The sequence below is a fragment of the Pseudomonas sp. NPDC087598 genome (assembly GCF_044743525.1).
Taxonomy (GTDB): Bacteria; Pseudomonadota; Gammaproteobacteria; order Pseudomonadales; family Pseudomonadaceae; genus Aquipseudomonas.
Genome location: NZ_JBIUWQ010000027.1, coordinates 1 through 15,451 on the forward strand (window position 1 = coordinate 1; position 15,451 = coordinate 15,451).

General features: G+C 56.3%; 20 protein-coding genes and 1 tRNA gene. 12 read left to right on the plus strand and 9 right to left on the minus strand.

The window, feature by feature from the left end; translation table 11 throughout:
* The first annotated feature begins 28 nt into the window (after nt 1-28).
* Entirely contained in the window at nt 29-385 is a 357-nt protein-coding gene (locus ACIOWE_RS16045; RefSeq protein WP_401393320.1) for a MerR family transcriptional regulator, read from the plus strand.
* 89 nt (nt 386-474) lie between these two features.
* Nucleotides 475-551: transfer RNA gene (locus ACIOWE_RS16050), tRNA-Pro, on the plus strand.
* 791 nt (nt 552-1,342) lie between these two features.
* Here ACIOWE_RS16050 and ACIOWE_RS16055 read toward each other — a convergent pair.
* On the minus strand, nt 1,343-1,516 hold the full coding sequence (locus tag ACIOWE_RS16055) for a hypothetical protein (protein ID WP_401393131.1): 174 nt from the start codon (nt 1,514-1,516) through the stop codon (nt 1,343-1,345).
* A 148-nt stretch (nt 1,517-1,664) separates the two neighbouring features.
* On the opposite strand from ACIOWE_RS16055, the gene ACIOWE_RS16060 reads away from it, so the two are divergent.
* A complete protein-coding gene (locus ACIOWE_RS16060) occupies nt 1,665-2,051 on the plus strand; it encodes a hypothetical protein (RefSeq protein WP_401393134.1) in 387 nt (128 codons plus the stop codon).
* A gap of 63 nt (nt 2,052-2,114) precedes the next feature.
* Here ACIOWE_RS16060 and ACIOWE_RS16065 read toward each other — a convergent pair whose 3' ends face one another.
* Nucleotides 2,115-2,570, minus strand: a complete 456-nt coding sequence (locus ACIOWE_RS16065) for a hypothetical protein (RefSeq protein WP_401393137.1) — start codon at nt 2,568-2,570, stop codon at nt 2,115-2,117.
* 678 nt (nt 2,571-3,248) lie between these two features.
* On the opposite strand from ACIOWE_RS16065, the gene ACIOWE_RS16070 reads away from it, so the two are divergent.
* The gene (locus ACIOWE_RS16070) at nt 3,249-3,383 is read left to right on the plus strand and encodes a hypothetical protein (protein WP_401393140.1); all 135 of its coding nucleotides are present in this window, start codon (nt 3,249-3,251) and stop codon (nt 3,381-3,383) included.
* A gap of 397 nt (nt 3,384-3,780) precedes the next feature.
* On the plus strand, nt 3,781-3,957 hold the full coding sequence (locus ACIOWE_RS16075) for a hypothetical protein (protein ID WP_401393143.1): 177 nt from the start codon (nt 3,781-3,783) through the stop codon (nt 3,955-3,957).
* Nucleotides 3,958-3,962: 5 nt separating this feature from the next.
* Here the strand turns inward: ACIOWE_RS16075 and ACIOWE_RS16080 are convergent, their stop codons facing one another.
* The 3 genes from ACIOWE_RS16080 to ACIOWE_RS16090 all read right to left on the minus strand — a co-directional run bounded on the left by ACIOWE_RS16080 (nt 3,963) and on the right by ACIOWE_RS16090 (nt 5,476).
* On the minus strand, nt 3,963-4,286 hold the full coding sequence (locus ACIOWE_RS16080; protein ID WP_401393146.1) for a hypothetical protein: 324 nt from the start codon (nt 4,284-4,286) through the stop codon (nt 3,963-3,965).
* A 99-nt stretch (nt 4,287-4,385) separates the two neighbouring features.
* A complete protein-coding gene (locus ACIOWE_RS16085; protein ID WP_401393149.1) occupies nt 4,386-4,814 on the minus strand; it encodes a hypothetical protein in 429 nt (142 codons plus the stop codon).
* 311 nt (nt 4,815-5,125) lie between these two features.
* Nucleotides 5,126-5,476 carry a hypothetical protein gene (locus ACIOWE_RS16090; RefSeq protein ID WP_401393152.1) on the minus strand — a complete coding sequence of 117 codons (351 nt, stop codon included), beginning with the start codon at nt 5,474-5,476 and terminating at the stop codon, nt 5,126-5,128.
* Nucleotides 5,477-5,686: 210 nt separating this feature from the next.
* On the opposite strand from ACIOWE_RS16090, the gene ACIOWE_RS16095 reads away from it, so the two are divergent.
* A complete protein-coding gene (locus tag ACIOWE_RS16095) occupies nt 5,687-6,037 on the plus strand; it encodes a hypothetical protein (RefSeq protein ID WP_401393155.1) in 351 nt (116 codons plus the stop codon).
* A 143-nt stretch (nt 6,038-6,180) separates the two neighbouring features.
* A complete protein-coding gene (locus tag ACIOWE_RS16100; RefSeq protein ID WP_401393322.1) occupies nt 6,181-6,402 on the plus strand; it encodes a YceK/YidQ family lipoprotein in 222 nt (73 codons plus the stop codon).
* Nucleotides 6,403-6,540: 138 nt separating this feature from the next.
* On the opposite strand, the gene ACIOWE_RS16105 is transcribed toward ACIOWE_RS16100, so the two are convergent.
* The 3 genes from ACIOWE_RS16105 to rtcR form a co-directional block, all read right to left on the minus strand.
* Entirely contained in the window at nt 6,541-7,083 is a 543-nt protein-coding gene (locus ACIOWE_RS16105; RefSeq protein ID WP_401393158.1) for an NADAR family protein, read from the minus strand.
* A gap of 196 nt (nt 7,084-7,279) precedes the next feature.
* A complete protein-coding gene (locus tag ACIOWE_RS16110) occupies nt 7,280-7,558 on the minus strand; it encodes a hypothetical protein (RefSeq protein ID WP_401393325.1) in 279 nt (92 codons plus the stop codon).
* An 83-nt stretch (nt 7,559-7,641) separates the two neighbouring features.
* Nucleotides 7,642-9,243 (minus strand): RNA repair transcriptional activator RtcR, encoded by a 1,602-nt coding sequence (rtcR, locus tag ACIOWE_RS16115; protein ID WP_401393161.1) that lies wholly within the window; start codon nt 9,241-9,243, stop codon nt 7,642-7,644.
* Between the two features lie 204 nt (nt 9,244-9,447).
* Here rtcR and ACIOWE_RS16120 point away from each other — a divergent pair, with 204 nt between their 5' ends.
* From ACIOWE_RS16120 to ACIOWE_RS16140, 5 genes are all read left to right on the plus strand, one after another.
* Nucleotides 9,448-10,995, plus strand: a complete 1,548-nt coding sequence (locus ACIOWE_RS16120; RefSeq protein WP_401393164.1) for an RNA-binding protein — start codon at nt 9,448-9,450, stop codon at nt 10,993-10,995.
* A gap of 340 nt (nt 10,996-11,335) precedes the next feature.
* A complete protein-coding gene (locus tag ACIOWE_RS16125; protein WP_401393167.1) occupies nt 11,336-12,562 on the plus strand; it encodes an RtcB family protein in 1,227 nt (408 codons plus the stop codon).
* Between the two features lie 14 nt (nt 12,563-12,576).
* A complete protein-coding gene (locus tag ACIOWE_RS16130) occupies nt 12,577-13,365 on the plus strand; it encodes a nucleotidyltransferase domain-containing protein (RefSeq protein ID WP_401393170.1) in 789 nt (262 codons plus the stop codon).
* An 8-nt stretch (nt 13,366-13,373) separates the two neighbouring features.
* Nucleotides 13,374-14,399: an RNA 3'-terminal phosphate cyclase gene (gene rtcA / locus ACIOWE_RS16135; RefSeq protein WP_401393172.1), complete on the plus strand. Its 1,026-nt coding sequence runs from the start codon at nt 13,374-13,376 to the stop codon at nt 14,397-14,399.
* Between the two features lie 149 nt (nt 14,400-14,548).
* Entirely contained in the window at nt 14,549-14,878 is a 330-nt protein-coding gene (locus ACIOWE_RS16140) for a hypothetical protein (RefSeq protein WP_201239031.1), read from the plus strand.
* A 56-nt stretch (nt 14,879-14,934) separates the two neighbouring features.
* Here ACIOWE_RS16140 and ACIOWE_RS16145 read toward each other — a convergent pair whose 3' ends face one another.
* On the minus strand, nt 14,935-15,348 hold the full coding sequence (locus ACIOWE_RS16145) for a VOC family protein (protein WP_401393176.1): 414 nt from the start codon (nt 15,346-15,348) through the stop codon (nt 14,935-14,937).
* Between the last annotated feature and the right edge of the window lie 103 nt (nt 15,349-15,451).

The following is a 15,451-nucleotide window of genomic DNA, read 5'->3' on the forward strand; positions in this document are numbered from 1 at the left end:
CCGAAGTTGTAGGCCCGAGTTGAGGCTTATGCTGGAACCAAGTCATAACGACGAACTACCCGTCATCCCGGGAAAACGCTACTTCACCATCGGTGAAGTCAGCGAGCTGTTTGCCGTAAAGCCACACGTGCTGCGCTACTGGGAGCAGGAGTTTCCTCAGCTCAACCCCGTCAAACGCCGCGGAAACCGCCGGTATTATCAGCGCCAGGACGTGCTGATGATCCGGCAGATCCGCGCGCTCCTTTACGATCAGGGGTTTACCATCGGCGGCGCACGTTTGCGTCTGTCCGGCGATGAAGCCAAAGACGACACCACCCAATACAAGCAAATGATCCGCCAGATGATCGCCGAACTCGAAGATGTGCTGGTGGTACTCAAGAAATAAAAAGCTGCGTTTGAATACTTCCAGTTTTCAAAAGCTTGCGATATATTCTTGAGCGCTCTTCGAGGTGAAGAGCGAGCTGCAACATCAGTCGGGGCGTAGCGCAGTCCGGTAGCGCACTAGCATGGGGTGCTAGGGGTCGAGTGTTCGAATCACTCCGTCCCGACCATATAATTCAATGACTTAGCCCAACTTTTGCGAGTTGGGATTTTTCATGCGTAGGGACTTTTGCGGGGGTTCATCCCGTCTTTCTCCTCAAGATGGTCAGCGCCGGTCCTCGCGAATCGGTTGCTGTGAGTTCACGCCGTTTTTGGCCCTTTTTCGCGCTGCCTTTGGCACCAATCCTGTTTGATATTTATCTTCTTTCTCAGCTTTTTCGCATGTCAGATAGCCTTGCCAAAAGCCCTGTTTCCGGGCGATTAGGGCGTTTTTCCTCACCGGCTCCGCGGCGCTAAACCCTGGAAGCTCAGTTCCGATTCTTCGTTCTTAACGGTCACCATCCCAGATCAGCGAAACCGGCTGTATGCCCCGCCGGCCGTGCCTTTGAACACAATCGGAAGCGGGTTTTGACCAGATTTCCGATTGTCTGCTTGGGAATCGGAACACGCGGTGGGAAGGCGGGGAGGGCTGTGAGGCTGGCGCTTTGGCTAGAGTCAGTTGCTGACGGCCCCACGGCCCTCTGTATACCCTTTGATCAAAAGGCCTAGAGCTTGTTTGTGATCAACTCCAACGTGCAAGGTAACGTCCATCAGCCCCCCAAACTCAACGCCGTTGGGCCCAAACCGCAGTGCCAAACAGACCGCAAATTCACCCGATTTCTTGCTGTTTTGGTGACAAACCATTTTGCAGGTAGTTGGCACCGATTGAGTGCCGCTGAACCCTCGAAAGATCCGTCGGCCGCGGCTTCTCGCGGTCAGCTCGGAATCTCTTGCAAGGTCCTGGTCGGTGCCAAATCCGCTGCTAACTCACAGGTTTCTCTGGCGTGTCCGGCGATCTTCTGACCGTCCTGGTGCCGCGCCGCACTGCTTCGAAGTGATCGGTGTGCCACTTCTCACCCAGCACTGCACCGCAGTAGGCGCAGTGCCCGCCGTATTTCAGGCGAACGAGTTCGCGCTCCGCTTTTTTGAGTCGCATGCGGATTCCTTGCCGCTATAGCGGCTGACTTTGAAGGGGGGAGGGAGTTACGGGTGTTTTGAATTTATATCCAGCGCACATCGGCCGATATTTGAGGTGTCGACAGCGTGGTCAGATCATTTTTGCTTGAAGCCAAAAAAGGAGAAATATGGAGCAGGAATACCGGGCTCTGAGTACTCTCAAGCGTTTTCGTTACTTGATCCTGAGTGCCATGGTCATCGCATCCATTGTTAGCGCTTTTTGGCGTTTTACGGGGGAGTGGAATCAGTTCTGGACATGTATTGCGGCGCAAGCGTGGTTTACGCAGGCCGTCTTTGCTTACCTACGAGGCGGTTGGGTAGCTATTGGCCCTGGTGGTCTACCGAAAGATGCGAGCCCTGTAGGTAGGGCGGTATTGGCAGCAGTGGCTCTGGGGCTTTACTTACTGATGTTCGGTTACCAGGCGCATGAGCCCGACTCAATTTATGAAAGACGCGCCTCGGACTGGACCATGCCTACTCGTGAGGAGATTGGCAGATATCCCGATCAGAAATGATTGATGCAGTCACCTGCTGCTGTTCCTGCCGCAGCGCTTCCTGAACTGCCTAGACAACGCGCTTTAGGTACGTGAACTCGTGGTTTTCCTCGACAGCCCGTCGCCGACGGGGTAGTTCCACTCATCACCGAAAAGCTCGGTCAGCAATTTACTGTGATGCCAGCATTCGTTTGGTGACTCGACGCTGCGCAGAACATCGATGTCGTGCCAGAGCTCGCGGGCTTCACCCTTATTTAGCTCATCCAGCTCCCATTCGTGACGGCCGGTCTGTTGCCCGCGGCGCTGGATAATGCACTTTTTCGCGAATGCGTGAAGCGCGTTCCCGCTGAACCGAGTGCTGCTGATGCCGCGATCCAGGCGGTTAAGGATGTAATGCCAGTCGCAGTCGGCGACAAACTCCGCGACGGTGCGCGGGCCCATACCACCCCAGTAGGCGTTCCAGCTTTTGTCCCAGTAGTTGATCGTGATCTTGCCCTGGGCGGTCTGGTGGTTTGATTGGCTTCGGTCGGGCAGTTGCAACGGCCGAAGTCCTCGAGGAACACAGTGATCGGGTCGGGTATCGGCGCGCCGGTGATCACCAGATTCGTGACTGTCGAGCGCTCAACCTTCAGCGGCTCGGCCGGTTTGTTTTCTGTGGGCATGGGGCGTCCTATGCCGGGGCATGCCCGGGCGGTGGAAGGTCGTGAGGAATCAGCTACATTGAACGGCTCAGAAAAGGAGATCTTCATGAACTGTCATATCTGCGGTTAAAGTGTTCAGCCCTTGGTTAAAATGCACGACGGGAATACTTACGACTGCGAAGGCTGCGGTACTTATGTTTTAAGTGGTTTGTTGCTGGCCGGGCAGGCATCAATTCCTAGACGGTTTGAAGTCGACCGTACGAGGACGTGGCTTGAAACCGAACGTTTAAAGGGGATTGAAGCGCCGTTAATACAGACCACAAACGCTATCTGGGCTTAAGCTGCGCAGCGACTGCCAGTTGTTGGATTGCTCGCCAAGGATCATTCGCCCTCGCCAGTGCTGCCATTGTCCGCTTGGCGGGCGTGGTCATCCGTACGAGGTGGGTGTGATCTGCTTGAGGATGCGCCGGCCGATCCAGCGCAAGTAGCGCCGAGGTCTTCTGTGGGCATGGAGAGCTTTCTTGGCGAGTGAAGGTCGTGTGCCATAGTCACATATCCATTTTTCAAGGAGGTAGACATGGCCGTTCAAATTGATTTGCACGATGGACGTTCTTTCGAATACGAGAACGCTGTGCGCGTGGTGGACGCAACACACGAATACGTATTTTTCGATGAGTCAGTATTCCATGAGGCTCTGATTGAGAAATTCTAGCGCCACGTTATTGCTAATCCCAATCTCGTGGCGCGCTTTCAACGCTTCCCGTGCAGCTTCAGGCCCAAGCGAATGCACATACCGAAGGCAACCCTCAATCACATAAGCCTGTTCGGTATCCTCGTTTCAAGCCATGAACCCCTCCAGCTTCTGTCTTGTTCCGAGTCGGCACCGTTGCCGCAGCTCCTTTTCGTCGAACTCGATACGCTTCTGTGCAGCCTTCTCCGATCGCTCCTGTCCAGACTTGGCCATGGCCTACTCTTCAATCCCGCTGGCATCCAACTCCACCTAGGTCTGTAACGGTCAGTTTCAACAGCCCACAATCGTAGCGACAACCTAGATTGAAGTAGTGGCTAAATGAGATTACGATGCCGTCCCTTCAGAAGGGAGTTACATAATGTTTCCAAGATATTTCCGCTGGACCGCTGGAATCGGCGCTTTTGCGGGACTGGTGTCGATGGTATTGATAGGGCTAAAAATGTTCTACGGCGCGGCTTCGGCAACGGATCTGATCCGACCTATCATTTGTGTGATTTTATTTGGCTGGATGTTCACTCAATCGACCAAGGCTTGAAACGATCAAAACGCCTCGTCGCCAGAATCACGCTTCAGCTCAGCCAAGCTCTCATTCCGAAACATCCGCGCCACGGTTTCACTTATTAGCACTTTGTGGCGCGGACTCTGAATAGCCTGATATGAGAGCGATGGCCCGAGCGCATGATCGTTAAGAGTCAGGTTCTGCACCGACTCGCTGATTTCCTCGATTTCGTTCCAGGCCATCAGTTCATCAAGCTTCTGCCGAGTACCTAGTCCGCCATCTTGCGCAGCACCTTGTTGATCCAACAAAACGCGGATGCACTCATCTGCTCTGCTGGTTGCCGTTGGGCGCGGACGGGAGTGCATTCGGGTTCGGTCGTGAGGATGATGACTAGCTGAGCGGACTCATAGCGGGTACAGCACGCAGAAAAAAGCCCGCGACAGAGGCGGGCTTCAGGGGGGGCTTCAGAGGCAGTCGGACTTGCCTATCTGAAACTCGACTATCGGTGAGTTGGTTGAATCTTTGTAAAGGAGATCAATGGAAAGACCCGATTTCACGAATTGTCCTAAACCTTTTTCATTACAGAATGCAGAAGCTGCAAGCGCTTTTGCATCCTTGGTGAACTCATCAGAATCGATTTCGTTTTTAGTAACTTTTGTGAGTGTGTAAGAGATACGCATGACCTCATCGCTGTAGGTCACCGAATCGATGCGAGTTGACTCGTCAGATACTTTTCCGGACTGGGCACTCATGATGAGCGCGAGCCCCTTGAGCTGGCGTTCCCGCTCCTCCTTTTTCTCTTCCGGGGCAGATTGTGCGTGCCATACCTGGGCCAAGATAAAGAGCAACGTCGTTGCCGAAAAAAAGATAATCAATCCGCGATGTTGCTTCAACTGAGATCACCATAGCAAAGGGCCATTACTTATTTGACCATGCCGGTAGCGTCACCTCAAGTTAGAGGCGTTGGTCTTTGATGGCCGATGAAACGCGGATCGACTCATCCGCTCCGCTGGATGCCGTTGGGCGTGGAGAGGAGTGCGTTCGGGTGGTGTCGCGGCTAACTTGCTCAAGGAACCAGCGAAAATGGCGGATATGTCTTGGTGTTAATGCGGATCTGAAACGTTACTGATCGGGTGGCTGACTTCAAACTACCGAGCCGCAAGGTCGAGTAGGTCGGATTGCACTTTACGAACGCTGCTGAGCGTTACCAGCCGCCAGGAAACCACTGGCGCGCAAGTCTGACCGTCACTCGAAGCGCCACCTGGCCTTGACTGCACTCGGCCTCCTGTTCTTCAGCTGTTGCAGGTTTACGCCACCGTGGGTTTGCTGCCAAACCTTTCGTATAGGTCTTCTCAAATTCAGAGCTGGCTTCTGCAGTCAATCGCATTGCCTTCGCGTAGTCCATCTCAAGGTCGTCCGGAAGTGACCCGCAAGCCAGTTTCGCCTGTTGATACCTCATGGCGTACATATAGCCATCTGTAGGGGCTTCGTCGTAGGCGTAGAGAGAAGGTGCTGCGATCGCGAGAGAGGGAGCGATAACCAGTGCAGCCAACAAGAAGCGTCCATGCATGAGCATTGTGTTCTCGGAAATTATTGGAAGACAAATGATACCCGACTCGCTGAATGAGTCGTCTCAAAAAAGCCACGTCGCCGGGATGGTTTGAATAGTCACCAAGGTGGCGTCTGCATGTTGTTCCGTGACATTCAGTGATGCTGGCAACTGAGTTACCCTGCGAGAAATTCAACCTGGTTTTCTAAGTAGCTGATGTTTCTATTCGAGATTTTCAGTAATGGGCAACATATCGGGTGGTCCGATCTCGAGCTTGGCGACCCGCCGATGGGAGTTGCTTTCGGCGTGTTTGTTCCAGGTCCTGACTACTCCAGCGTCCAAGAGCAGATCAGGGCCTTTACTCGGCTTGATCAGCGGCGCTTCAACTTCGTTGTTCGCATTGCGGGAGGCGAGGAGGTTCGCGCTGCCGGCGTATCGATTGCGGACAACTCGGCCGATTGCGGGCCGGATGAAATAGAGCTCACCGTACTCGGTATCGAGTACCCGGACTATGGCGAGATCTTTCCTGAGCACGTTGCTGCTTATCGGCGCCAGTTTGATGTCTAGTTGAATCTCTTGGATCTGATTCGCATACGCCTGAAATGGCCAATGGAAAGGCAGCTCACAAAGCGCAGTGACTAACCGTTCGCAACAGCGTCTATGCAGCACTGGAAAGTAAGTAATAAGGACGTTACGTGTTTCGCAACTTGATGCTAATAGCTTTGCTCACCTTGCTGGGTGGGTGTGTGGCAACTGCTACCAGAATGGATTACAAGCATCGTTGCCCCTACATAGGCGTTCGATTTGACTGGTGGCTGGTCGACATATCCCATGGGAAACTGATCCCGCTTGTATTGCTCGACGCTCCGTTTTCGTTGGTCGTCGATACCGTATTTTTCCCTTTCGAATATCAGTACAGCTGCAACCTTTAAGTCTGCGTTGGAATCTGCCCGGCGCATTGTCATGTCCGCGTTTCTTTGATCTTGCTCGGAGACAAATGCCCAGGCCGGCGACCGCCGACAGTCTGGGCATACTGCATCAAGAAAATAGCCGTTATGGGTTTGCCTCAATCAATCGCCGTCGCGAACCTGCATCAGCGCAAATCCCAGCAGATTCAAACCTTCCCAGAGATTGGGATTGTTCGCCTTTGCGTCATCTTTGGTCAGGCCAATCCCCCAAATGCTATCAACCGGACTTGCTTCAACAATGATGCGAGCGCCCGTTCCCTTGAGATAAGTATTCAGCTCAGGGTTTTGCGAGAACTTGGCCTGGTTCGCGCGAACGACAATGTCATACCGGTGTTGCAGCCACTCCTCGTTATTGAATCCGCGTACTTTGCGGCCCAGTGCTTTAGCTGCTTCAGGAGTGGTCGCCTGGAGCACTTGAGCACGAATTTCATGATCGCCGAACAGGGCTGCCTTTTCGGCCATCATGAAGTGTTCGGCGGTTGGGTAGCATTGCCCGTCGACCTTGAATTCAGCGACGTACCACTGGCTGAAGCACGCTGCGGTAACGCCTTTCTTGCTTGGTTGGTGTCCCCAGAAAAACGTGAATTCCAGGTTTTCCGCCGAGTTGAAGCGCGAGCGCAGATCTTCGAGATATTTAGAGTCCAATGGTGCTTCCTTGGCGATAGTTTTTTGAATTCGGAAATTGACTGCGAGTAGTTCGCGCCTGTTAAGTCGGCTGCGTTTTTGCCGTTAAAGGCGAACTTAATACCGGCAGACTGCAGGCGTTTCAAGTTTCGGCGGCGTCCAATGCTCTCCGTCCACTCGAATCGCGGATTTTCAAGCCAGCAAATCGCATTCGTCGCTATGGCTTCGTCTGCTTCTTGTTGTCTTGTGAATCACTCGAAGTCGCTGCATCTTTTGCCGTCTCATGGGACTCTGCGCCCGAATTCGAACCTGATGCCTCTTCGCCCTTTTTGTTCGCCTTTTCATCGTTTTCGCGTGAGCTTGCGGATTGATTGACGCCCGGCAGGGCGGTCGGTGGGGCGGCCGTTTCCGCTGCTGTTTTCTCAACTGCAGAGGCATATAGCGGGCTGATAATCAGCAGGCTGGCGAGCGACAGCGAAGCAATATTCTTGTTCATCATCTAGGTCTTCCGCGTGTGGGAACGTACTCATTGGAAGTGCGAGAAAGGCAAAGGTGCATGGCGCTGGACGAGCGGTAAAATTACCGGTTGGCCACCTGGCTCCATTCAATCCCGAATCGCGCCAGATATTTCCTCAGTCGATCCGCATCATTGGGTTGTGCCTTCGCTTGGCGCGACACTCCAAACAACCGTCGCCCGGCGTCCGACAAACTGTCCGCCTGCCGACAAACCTCAAGCACAGCTTTCAACTGCAATCGATCAAACAGATCCATGCTCTCGCCATCACCGGGTAAATCCTCGGCAACGGCGCCCGGTTGTGCCAAGCCCCAGGCATAACGCAACCGATCAATTTCCTCCTGCACCTGCGCCTCATCAATTCGTCCGCTGTCGGCCAATGTCGCCATCCGCGTGATCGACGCCGACAGTTCGCGAAAATTACCCAGCCACGCCGCTTCTCGGGAGCTGGCGAATGCCAGGTAGCGGCGGCGTGCCTCCAGATTGAAACGCACCAGTTGCCCATGTTCACGGGCATGGCGCTCCAGTTCGAAATCGATGTTTGGCTCGATGTCCTCGCGGCGTCCCGCAAGACCGGGAAGGTCGAAGGTCCAGAGGTTGATGCGTGCGTACAGGTCCTCGCGGAACAATCCTTCGGCGACCCGGCTGCGCAAGTCGCGGTGGGTGCCGGCGATGATCAGGAAGTCGCTGTCGACTTCCTTGTCCGAGCCGAGTGGGAAGAAGCGTTTCTCTTCAATCGCCTTGAGCAGCATGGCCTGTTCGTCTGTGCCGAGTTCGCCGATTTCATCGAGAAACAGCATGCCGCCATCCGCTGCGCGCAGCAGACCGTCGCGGGCATTTTGCGCGCCAGTGAAAGCGCCTTTGACGTGGCCGAACAGCGCGGACATCGCGCCGTCGCCGCGCAGGGTGGCGCAGTTCACTTCGACAAAGCGGCCCTGCATCTGATGGCGACTGCGCTTGAGCTCGAAGATGCGGCGGGCGAGGAAGGATTTGCCGGCGCCGGTCGGGCCGATCAGCAGCATCGGGGCTTTCGAGCGTACCGCCACGCGTTCGATCTGTTCGATGGAGCGGTTGAACGCGGCGTTGCGCGTGGCGATGCCCGATTTCAGGAACTCCAGGCCCTCCAGGCGTTTGTTGGCGAAGCGCGAGGCGATGCGGTCGTAGCGCGACAGGTCGAGGTCGATCAGCGCGTGAGTGCCGGTGGCGTGTTCGTCTTCGCTTTTGCGTTTGGCTGGCGAGGTCTGGATCAGGCGTGCCGGCAGGTAGCGCGCTTCGGTCAGCAGGAACCAGCAAATCTGCGCGACGTGGGTGCCGGTGGTGATGTGAACCAGATAGTCCTCCCGCTCGGTGTCGAAATCGTAGGCGGTAGTGAAATCGTGCAGTGCACCGTAGACCTCTTCGAAATCCCACGGATTACGCAGCGACATCGGGTGCAGGCGCACTTCGGTTTCCGGTGAGATCTGCTGGATATCGGCACGAACACGCTCGGCGAGGCTGACATCGCGGGCGTCGATGCCGTGGATCAGTTCCAGGCGATTGATCAGCACGTCCGGCTGTTGGCACAACCCTACGCTGGGGCGCCAGTGGCTCCAGCGGTTGGCGCCTTTCCCGACGCGATCAAGGGTGGCTCCGATAAAACCGATGGCGACTGTGCGCTTGTTTGGCATGTTTATCTCAAAGGATAAAAAACGATATCCAATGATAGTTTTTCTGAAGGTGGCTTGTCGCGAATTCAATCGGTAGAAGAACGAACAAAAATAAAAAACCTTATAAATCAAATAGATAAAAATAATTCAATTCGGAAAAACAAAACTGGCACAGCGGCTGCAATACCTATTGCAACGAACGGGACAACACAGCGAGACGCCACGATGGCCAACCAGAATCTCTTCAATACGCAATCGAATCACCTGCCAGCCTGCGACACGCTGAATGCCTCCGGTGCCTCGGCCTATGCCTACACACCCAAGCATCAACTGGCTCAACTGGCAGTGACCGGTTGCCTCAACCAGACCTTTTACGCCTCTGCTGAAAGCCAACTGGAGCAAGTGTTGAAGCTGGTGGCCGAACTGGACAGCAGCTTCGTCGCCAAAGCCGCGATTTACGCTCGTAAAAAAGGCCATATGAAAGACATGCCGGCCTTGCTGCTGGCCGCATTGACCGCTCAGCGTTCGATGCTGGTGCCACAGGTGTTCGAGCAAGTGATCGATAGCGGCAAAATGTTGCGCAACTTTGTGCAGATCCTCCGCAGCGGTGCGACCGGGCGCAAATCTCTCGGCTCGCAGCCAAAGCGCTTGGTGCAGAACTGGTTGAACAGCGCGACTGAGCGTCAACTCCTGCAAGCGTCGATTGGCAATCAGCCGTCGTTGGCGGATGTAGTGAAGATGGTTCATCCAAAACCTGCCGAAGCCTGGCGCGAAGCGTTCTTCGCCTGGTTGATCGGCAAACCGGTGGATGTGCAGGCTCTTCCGCAATTGACTCGCGATCTGCTGGCGTTTCGCAGCGGTGCAAGCGGGGAAGTGCCAGCGGTGCCGTTTCAGTTGCTCGGCAACGAAACGTTGAGCAAGGAACAATGGGCCGCTCAGGCACGCAACATGGGCTGGCAGGGGCTGCGTATCAACCTCAACACCCTGGCTCGCCACGGTGCGTTTGAAGTGCCGGGTTGCGTCGAGTATGTCGCGGCCCGGTTGGCGGATCCGCAAGAGGTCGCGAAGGCGCGGGTGTACCCGTACCAGTTGCTGGCGGCTTATCGAATGATGAGTGAGGACATTCCGGCGCGGATTCGCGAAGCGTTGCAGGATGCACTGGAGTTGTCGCTGGCCAACGTGCCACAACTGCAAGGCTCAGTGGTGGTTTGCCCGGATGTGTCGGGCTCGATGGGCAGCCCGGCGACCGGTTATCGCCAGGGCGCGACCTCGGTGGTGCGTTGCATCGACGTAGCGGCGCTGGTGGCCGCAGCAGTCTTGCGCAAACAACCGCTGGCACGAGTGATGCCGTTCGAAGTGGGCGTGGTGGATATCCAGCTCAACCCGCGTGACAGTGTGATCAGTAACGCGGAAAAACTCGCCGGCATTTTTGGCGGTGGCACCAACTGCTCGGCACCGCTGGCGAAACTGGCCGACAGCAAGGCCAGGGTCGACACGCTGATTCTGGTATCGGACAACGAATCCTGGATCGACGCACGACGTCGGGGCGCCAGTGAGACCCTGCGTCAATGGGAACGGATCAAGCAGATCAACCCGCAGGCGCGACTGGCGTGCATTGATATCCAGCCTGGCCATGCAACGCAGGCAGCGGATCGCGATGACATCTTGAATATCGGTGGTTTCAGCGATGCGGTGTTTGATGTGATCGAGCAGTTCACCAGCGGTCATTACGGTGCGCGGCATTGGGTTGAAGCGATCGAAAGCATGCAATGAATTGATTTATCACAGGCGCTGAATGCCGATGGGACTACATCCAAGACGTCTCATCAAACCCTTGTCAGCGTGTGTGACGGCACGAATGCCGGGTGGCTGTACATTGGAGTCCGGTTAATCCCGGAGCGCGGCAACGCGCAACAGTCACCCACTTTTGTCGTGCCACCTTATTTGCAGTTATTTGGCAGCGAATGCGACAGGTACTCCATAGGAAACGCGGGTTCGAATCCCGCCCCGGCAACGGGGGCTTAAATCAGGCGGAGCCACAGTGTCTGTGTTTTTGTCGCTGCGACGAACGGAACAACGCCGAATCATCGGCCAATGAATAAAGAATAGAGAAATGAAAGAACACACTTACCAACTGCTCGAAGTCGCTAACGGCAAGCCGATCAAACTCTGGACCGAAGGCGTTCCGGTGGAAAAAGAGGCACGCGAGCAGTTGATGAACACCGCAAAGATGCCGTTCATCTTCAAGCATCTGGCGGTCATGCCGGACGTGCATCTGGGCAAGGGCTCGACCATCGGCAGCGTGATTCCAACAGTCGGCGCGATCATTCCGGCAGCGGTCGGCGTGGACATCGGTTGCGGCATGATTGCTGCGCGCACGTCGCTGACCGCAGCCGATCTGCCGGACAATCTGCTCGGTCTGCGCAGTGCCATCGAGCAAGCGGTGCCGCACGGTCGCAGTTCGACCCGCTCGCGGCGTGACAAGGGCGCGTGGGACGAGATTCCGCAACAGGCCGATCAGGCATGGGCGGCGTTGCATCCGCGCTTCAAGTTGATCACCGACAAGTACCCGAAACTGGCCAACACCAACAACCGCGGACATTTGGGCACGTTGGGTAGCGGCAACCACTTCATCGAAGTGTGCCTGGATGAAGCCAACCGGGTCTGGTTCATGTTGCACAGTGGTTCGCGCGGTGTCGGTAACGCCATCGGCAACCAGTTCATTCAGTTGGCCCAGGCGGATATGCGTCAGCACATCGCCAACTTGCCGGACCGCGACCTGGCGTACTTCGAAGAAGGCAGTCAGCACTTTGATGACTACGTGGAAGCGGTGGGCTGGGCGCAGGATTTCGCCAAGCAGAACCGTGAGTTGATGATGCGAGCGGTGATTCAGGCCACGCGGCAGATCATCCGCAAGCCGTTCGAAGTGGCATTGGAAGCAGTCAACTGCCACCACAACTATGTGCAGAAAGAGCGGCATTTCGGCGAAGACATTCTGGTTACCCGCAAAGGTGCGGTGTCGGCCAAGAAGGGCGAGCTGGGGATTATTCCGGGCTCGATGGGGGCGAAGAGTTTCATTGTGCGCGGCCTGGGCAACGAAGAGTCGTTCAGCTCCTGCAGCCACGGCGCCGGCCGCACCATGAGTCGTACCAAGGCGAAGAACACCTTCACCGTCGAGGATCAGATCCGCGCCACGGCCCACGTCGAGTGCCGTAAGGATGAGGCAGTGATCGACGAAATTCCGATGGCCTACAAGGACATCGACAAAGTCATGCACGCCCAGCGTGAGCTGGTGGAAGTGCTGCACACCCTGCGTCAGGTGGTGTGCGTCAAAGGATAAAAGGAACAGATGTCATGGAATTCGAAGAGCGCCACCCATTGTGCAGCACGATGCGCGCACGGGTGCTGGAAGAGTTGGCGCGCATAGAGCGCGAGCGCAACGTTACGGTGTTGTACGCCTGTGAGTCTGGAAGCCGGGCCTGGGGCTTTGCTTCGACCGACAGTGATTACGACGTACGGTTTGTGTACGTGGAAAAGCCTGACTGGTTCGTTCAGGTCGACACCCCGCGTGATGTGATCGAGCGACCGCTGGACGACGAACTCGACGTCAGTGGCTGGGAACTGCGCAAGACCCTCGGGTTGCTGCGCAAGTCCAACCCGACGCTGCTGGAGTGGCTTGATTCGCCGCTGGTGTATCGCCGCGAAACGGCAGCGGTGATGCAGCTGCGAGAACTGGCGGAGGCGTTCTATAGCCCACCGGCCGCACGCAGCCACTATCTGTCGATGGCCAAGAAGAACTTTCGCGGCTACCTGCAAGGCGAAACCGTGCGATTCAAAAAGTACTTCTACGTACTGCGGCCACTGTTGGCGGTGCGCTGGATCGATCAGGGCCGCGGTCGGCCACCGATGACCTTCGCCGATCTGCTGACCACGGTCGATGATCCTGCGTTGCTCGCTGAAGTCGACGAACTGCTGGCCCTTAAACGCAATGCCGACGAGAGCGCCTACGGGCCGCGTCGACCGGCGCTGCACCGGTTCATCGCGGCTGAGCTTGAGCGCGAAGTGCCTACATTAAAAAGAACTCAGGAAGACTCGCGACGGCTGGACCAGTACCTCAGGGATACTGTTGGGCTGTACGCATAAGGATTGTAATGAAACAGGAAGTGATTGAACTGGACGGCGCCATCGGTGGCGGCCAGGTGTTGCGCAGTGCCTTGAGCCTGTCGATGGTGACAGGCCGGGCGTTTCGCATTAAACAGATTCGCGCTAGGCGCAGCCGTCCGGGACTGCTGCGTCAGCATCTGACGGCAGTGCTGGCGGCGGCCGAGGTGTGTGGCGCAAAGACTTTGGGCGCGGAATTGGGCTCCCAGGCATTGAGTTTCGAGCCGGGAGCAATTCGCGGTGGCGATTACCAATTCGCGATTGGCACGGCCGGCAGTTGCACGCTGGTGTTGCAGACGCTGTTGCCTGCGTTGATGCGCGCACCGCAGGCGAGTCGGGTGCGGATCTGCGGGGGCACTCATAATCCGCTGGCGCCGCCGATGGATTTCCTCACCCGCAGTTGGTTGCCACTGCTGCGGCGCATGGGCGCCAACATCGAGCTTGACCTGCTGCGACACGGTTTTGTACCGGCAGGGGGTGGTGAGATCGAGGCGAAGGTGCAGCCGTCAGTGCTGACCCGACTCGATCTGTGTGAGCGTGGCGTTGCGATTTCGCAGCACGCCTCGGCCTTGACGGCGGGGCTTGCGCCCACGGTCGCCCAGCGAGAACTGAATCAAGTGGCCAAGCGTTTGCGCCTGCCATCGGAGGTGTTGCAGCACGTCACGCTCGATCCGGCGCGTGGACCGGGCAACGTGCTGTTGCTGGAATACGCATTCGAGCACGTGACTGAAGTGTTCAGCGCGTTTGGTCAGGTTTCATTACGGGCGGAGAAGGTCGCTGATACGGCAATCAATCAGGCCGCGGACTGGTTGCGCAGCGGTGCAGCGGTGGCCGAGCACCTCGCCGATCAGTTGTTGCTGCCGATGGCGCTGGCTGGTGGTGGAGCGTTTACTACGCCGCGCATGACCGGACATCTGCACAGCAACATCGCCGTCATCGAGCAGTTTTTGCCGGTCAGCATCGAATGTCGGGAGGAGGGGCCAGATCGCTTGCGTGTTGAAGTCAGCGCGATCTGAACAACACAACGGGACAGCGGGATTTCATCACGAAATCGCGCTGTCCCGTTTTTTGTTGCTGCATATTGCCAAAAAGCGGCAAATTGCTGGCCCCCGAGTGACTGCTTCGTCGGCAAAATCGCCTTTTTTCAAAAGGTTAGGTTGGCTATATGCGGACGATTGTCATAACCGTTGCAACGCTTTCCCTGGCTGTTGTTGCCTTGGGAGTCCAGGCAAAAGAGTTAAGCAAAAGCCATCGCTTTGCTTGTACCTGGGGTTCGGATATTGCCGCAGGCGCGCAACAATCCAAGCTATCGGGGATGTCCCTGTACGGCGCGCGTAAACAATTGCAGGTGCGCAAATTCCAGCAACCGTGGATGCGCATGACCGCCATGGGCATTACCGAACAGACCTACAACAGCGCCTCGAAGCTCAAACCGGCGGCGGTCAAGCAGACCTACTATGAGCAATGCGTCAGACACGAACTGGCCCAGCGCTGAACAAAAAGCCCAACCTGAACAGGTTGGGCTTTTTTATGCCTGACGATCCGCCAGCGCTATTTTTCACTCTCGCAATTAACCATCCACGACACGCCAAAACGGTCCACCAGCATGCCGAAGCGTGCAGCCCAGAAGGTCGCTTCCAGTGGCATGTCGACGCGCCCGTCCTTGGCCAATGCGTTAAATACCCGTTCGGCTTCGGCGATGCTGTCGACATTCAGCGAAATCGAGCAACCGCTCATGCCCTGAGTCGGCCGGTCAGGCGTGGTGTCCGAGGCCATGATCATCTGATCCCCGACCTTCAGGCAGGTATGGATGATCAGATTGTGGTGCTCTTTCGGCACATGCTCGGCGGCCGGCGTTTCGCCGAACGTCATCATCGCCTCAAGCTTTCCCTGCAAGGCTTGCTCATAGAACGTGAAGGCTTCGCGGCAATCGCCGTTGAAGATCAGGTACGGGTTGATTCTCATGTCTCTGCTCCCGGTTGTCAGACGCGGAGAGTGGCGACTGTTCGCCGGGTTCCGCGATGGGCGGTTAAAACATAGCAGAGCATTGGACGCCGGGAAGGGCAAA

What these genes read in the sequence shown, in the direction of transcription:
- ACIOWE_RS16145 (WP_401393176.1), bottom strand. Translation starts at nt 15,348, where the DNA reads ATGAGAATCAACCCGTACCTGATCTTCAACGGCGATTGCCGCGAAGCC.
- ACIOWE_RS16080 (WP_401393146.1), bottom strand. Translation starts at nt 4,286, where the DNA reads ATGCACTCCCGTCCGCGCCCAACGGCAACCAGCAGAGCAGATGAGTGC.
- ACIOWE_RS16125 (WP_401393167.1), top strand. Translation starts at nt 11,336, where the DNA reads ATGAAAGAACACACTTACCAACTGCTCGAAGTCGCTAACGGCAAGCCG.
- ACIOWE_RS16110 (WP_401393325.1), bottom strand. Translation starts at nt 7,558, where the DNA reads ATGAACAAGAATATTGCTTCGCTGTCGCTCGCCAGCCTGCTGATTATC.
- ACIOWE_RS16100 (WP_401393322.1), top strand. Translation starts at nt 6,181, where the DNA reads ATGCTAATAGCTTTGCTCACCTTGCTGGGTGGGTGTGTGGCAACTGCT.
- ACIOWE_RS16130 (WP_401393170.1), top strand. Translation starts at nt 12,577, where the DNA reads ATGGAATTCGAAGAGCGCCACCCATTGTGCAGCACGATGCGCGCACGG.
- ACIOWE_RS16120 (WP_401393164.1), top strand. Translation starts at nt 9,448, where the DNA reads ATGGCCAACCAGAATCTCTTCAATACGCAATCGAATCACCTGCCAGCC.
- ACIOWE_RS16075 (WP_401393143.1), top strand. Translation starts at nt 3,781, where the DNA reads ATGTTTCCAAGATATTTCCGCTGGACCGCTGGAATCGGCGCTTTTGCG.
- ACIOWE_RS16095 (WP_401393155.1), top strand. Translation starts at nt 5,687, where the DNA reads ATGTTTCTATTCGAGATTTTCAGTAATGGGCAACATATCGGGTGGTCC.
- ACIOWE_RS16055 (WP_401393131.1), bottom strand. Translation starts at nt 1,516, where the DNA reads ATGCGACTCAAAAAAGCGGAGCGCGAACTCGTTCGCCTGAAATACGGC.
- rtcR (WP_401393161.1), bottom strand. Translation starts at nt 9,243, where the DNA reads ATGCCAAACAAGCGCACAGTCGCCATCGGTTTTATCGGAGCCACCCTT.
- ACIOWE_RS16060 (WP_401393134.1), top strand. Translation starts at nt 1,665, where the DNA reads ATGGAGCAGGAATACCGGGCTCTGAGTACTCTCAAGCGTTTTCGTTAC.
- ACIOWE_RS16140 (WP_201239031.1), top strand. Translation starts at nt 14,549, where the DNA reads ATGCGGACGATTGTCATAACCGTTGCAACGCTTTCCCTGGCTGTTGTT.
- ACIOWE_RS16045 (WP_401393320.1), top strand. Translation starts at nt 29, where the DNA reads ATGCTGGAACCAAGTCATAACGACGAACTACCCGTCATCCCGGGAAAA.
- rtcA (WP_401393172.1), top strand. Translation starts at nt 13,374, where the DNA reads ATGAAACAGGAAGTGATTGAACTGGACGGCGCCATCGGTGGCGGCCAG.
- ACIOWE_RS16070 (WP_401393140.1), top strand. Translation starts at nt 3,249, where the DNA reads ATGGCCGTTCAAATTGATTTGCACGATGGACGTTCTTTCGAATACGAG.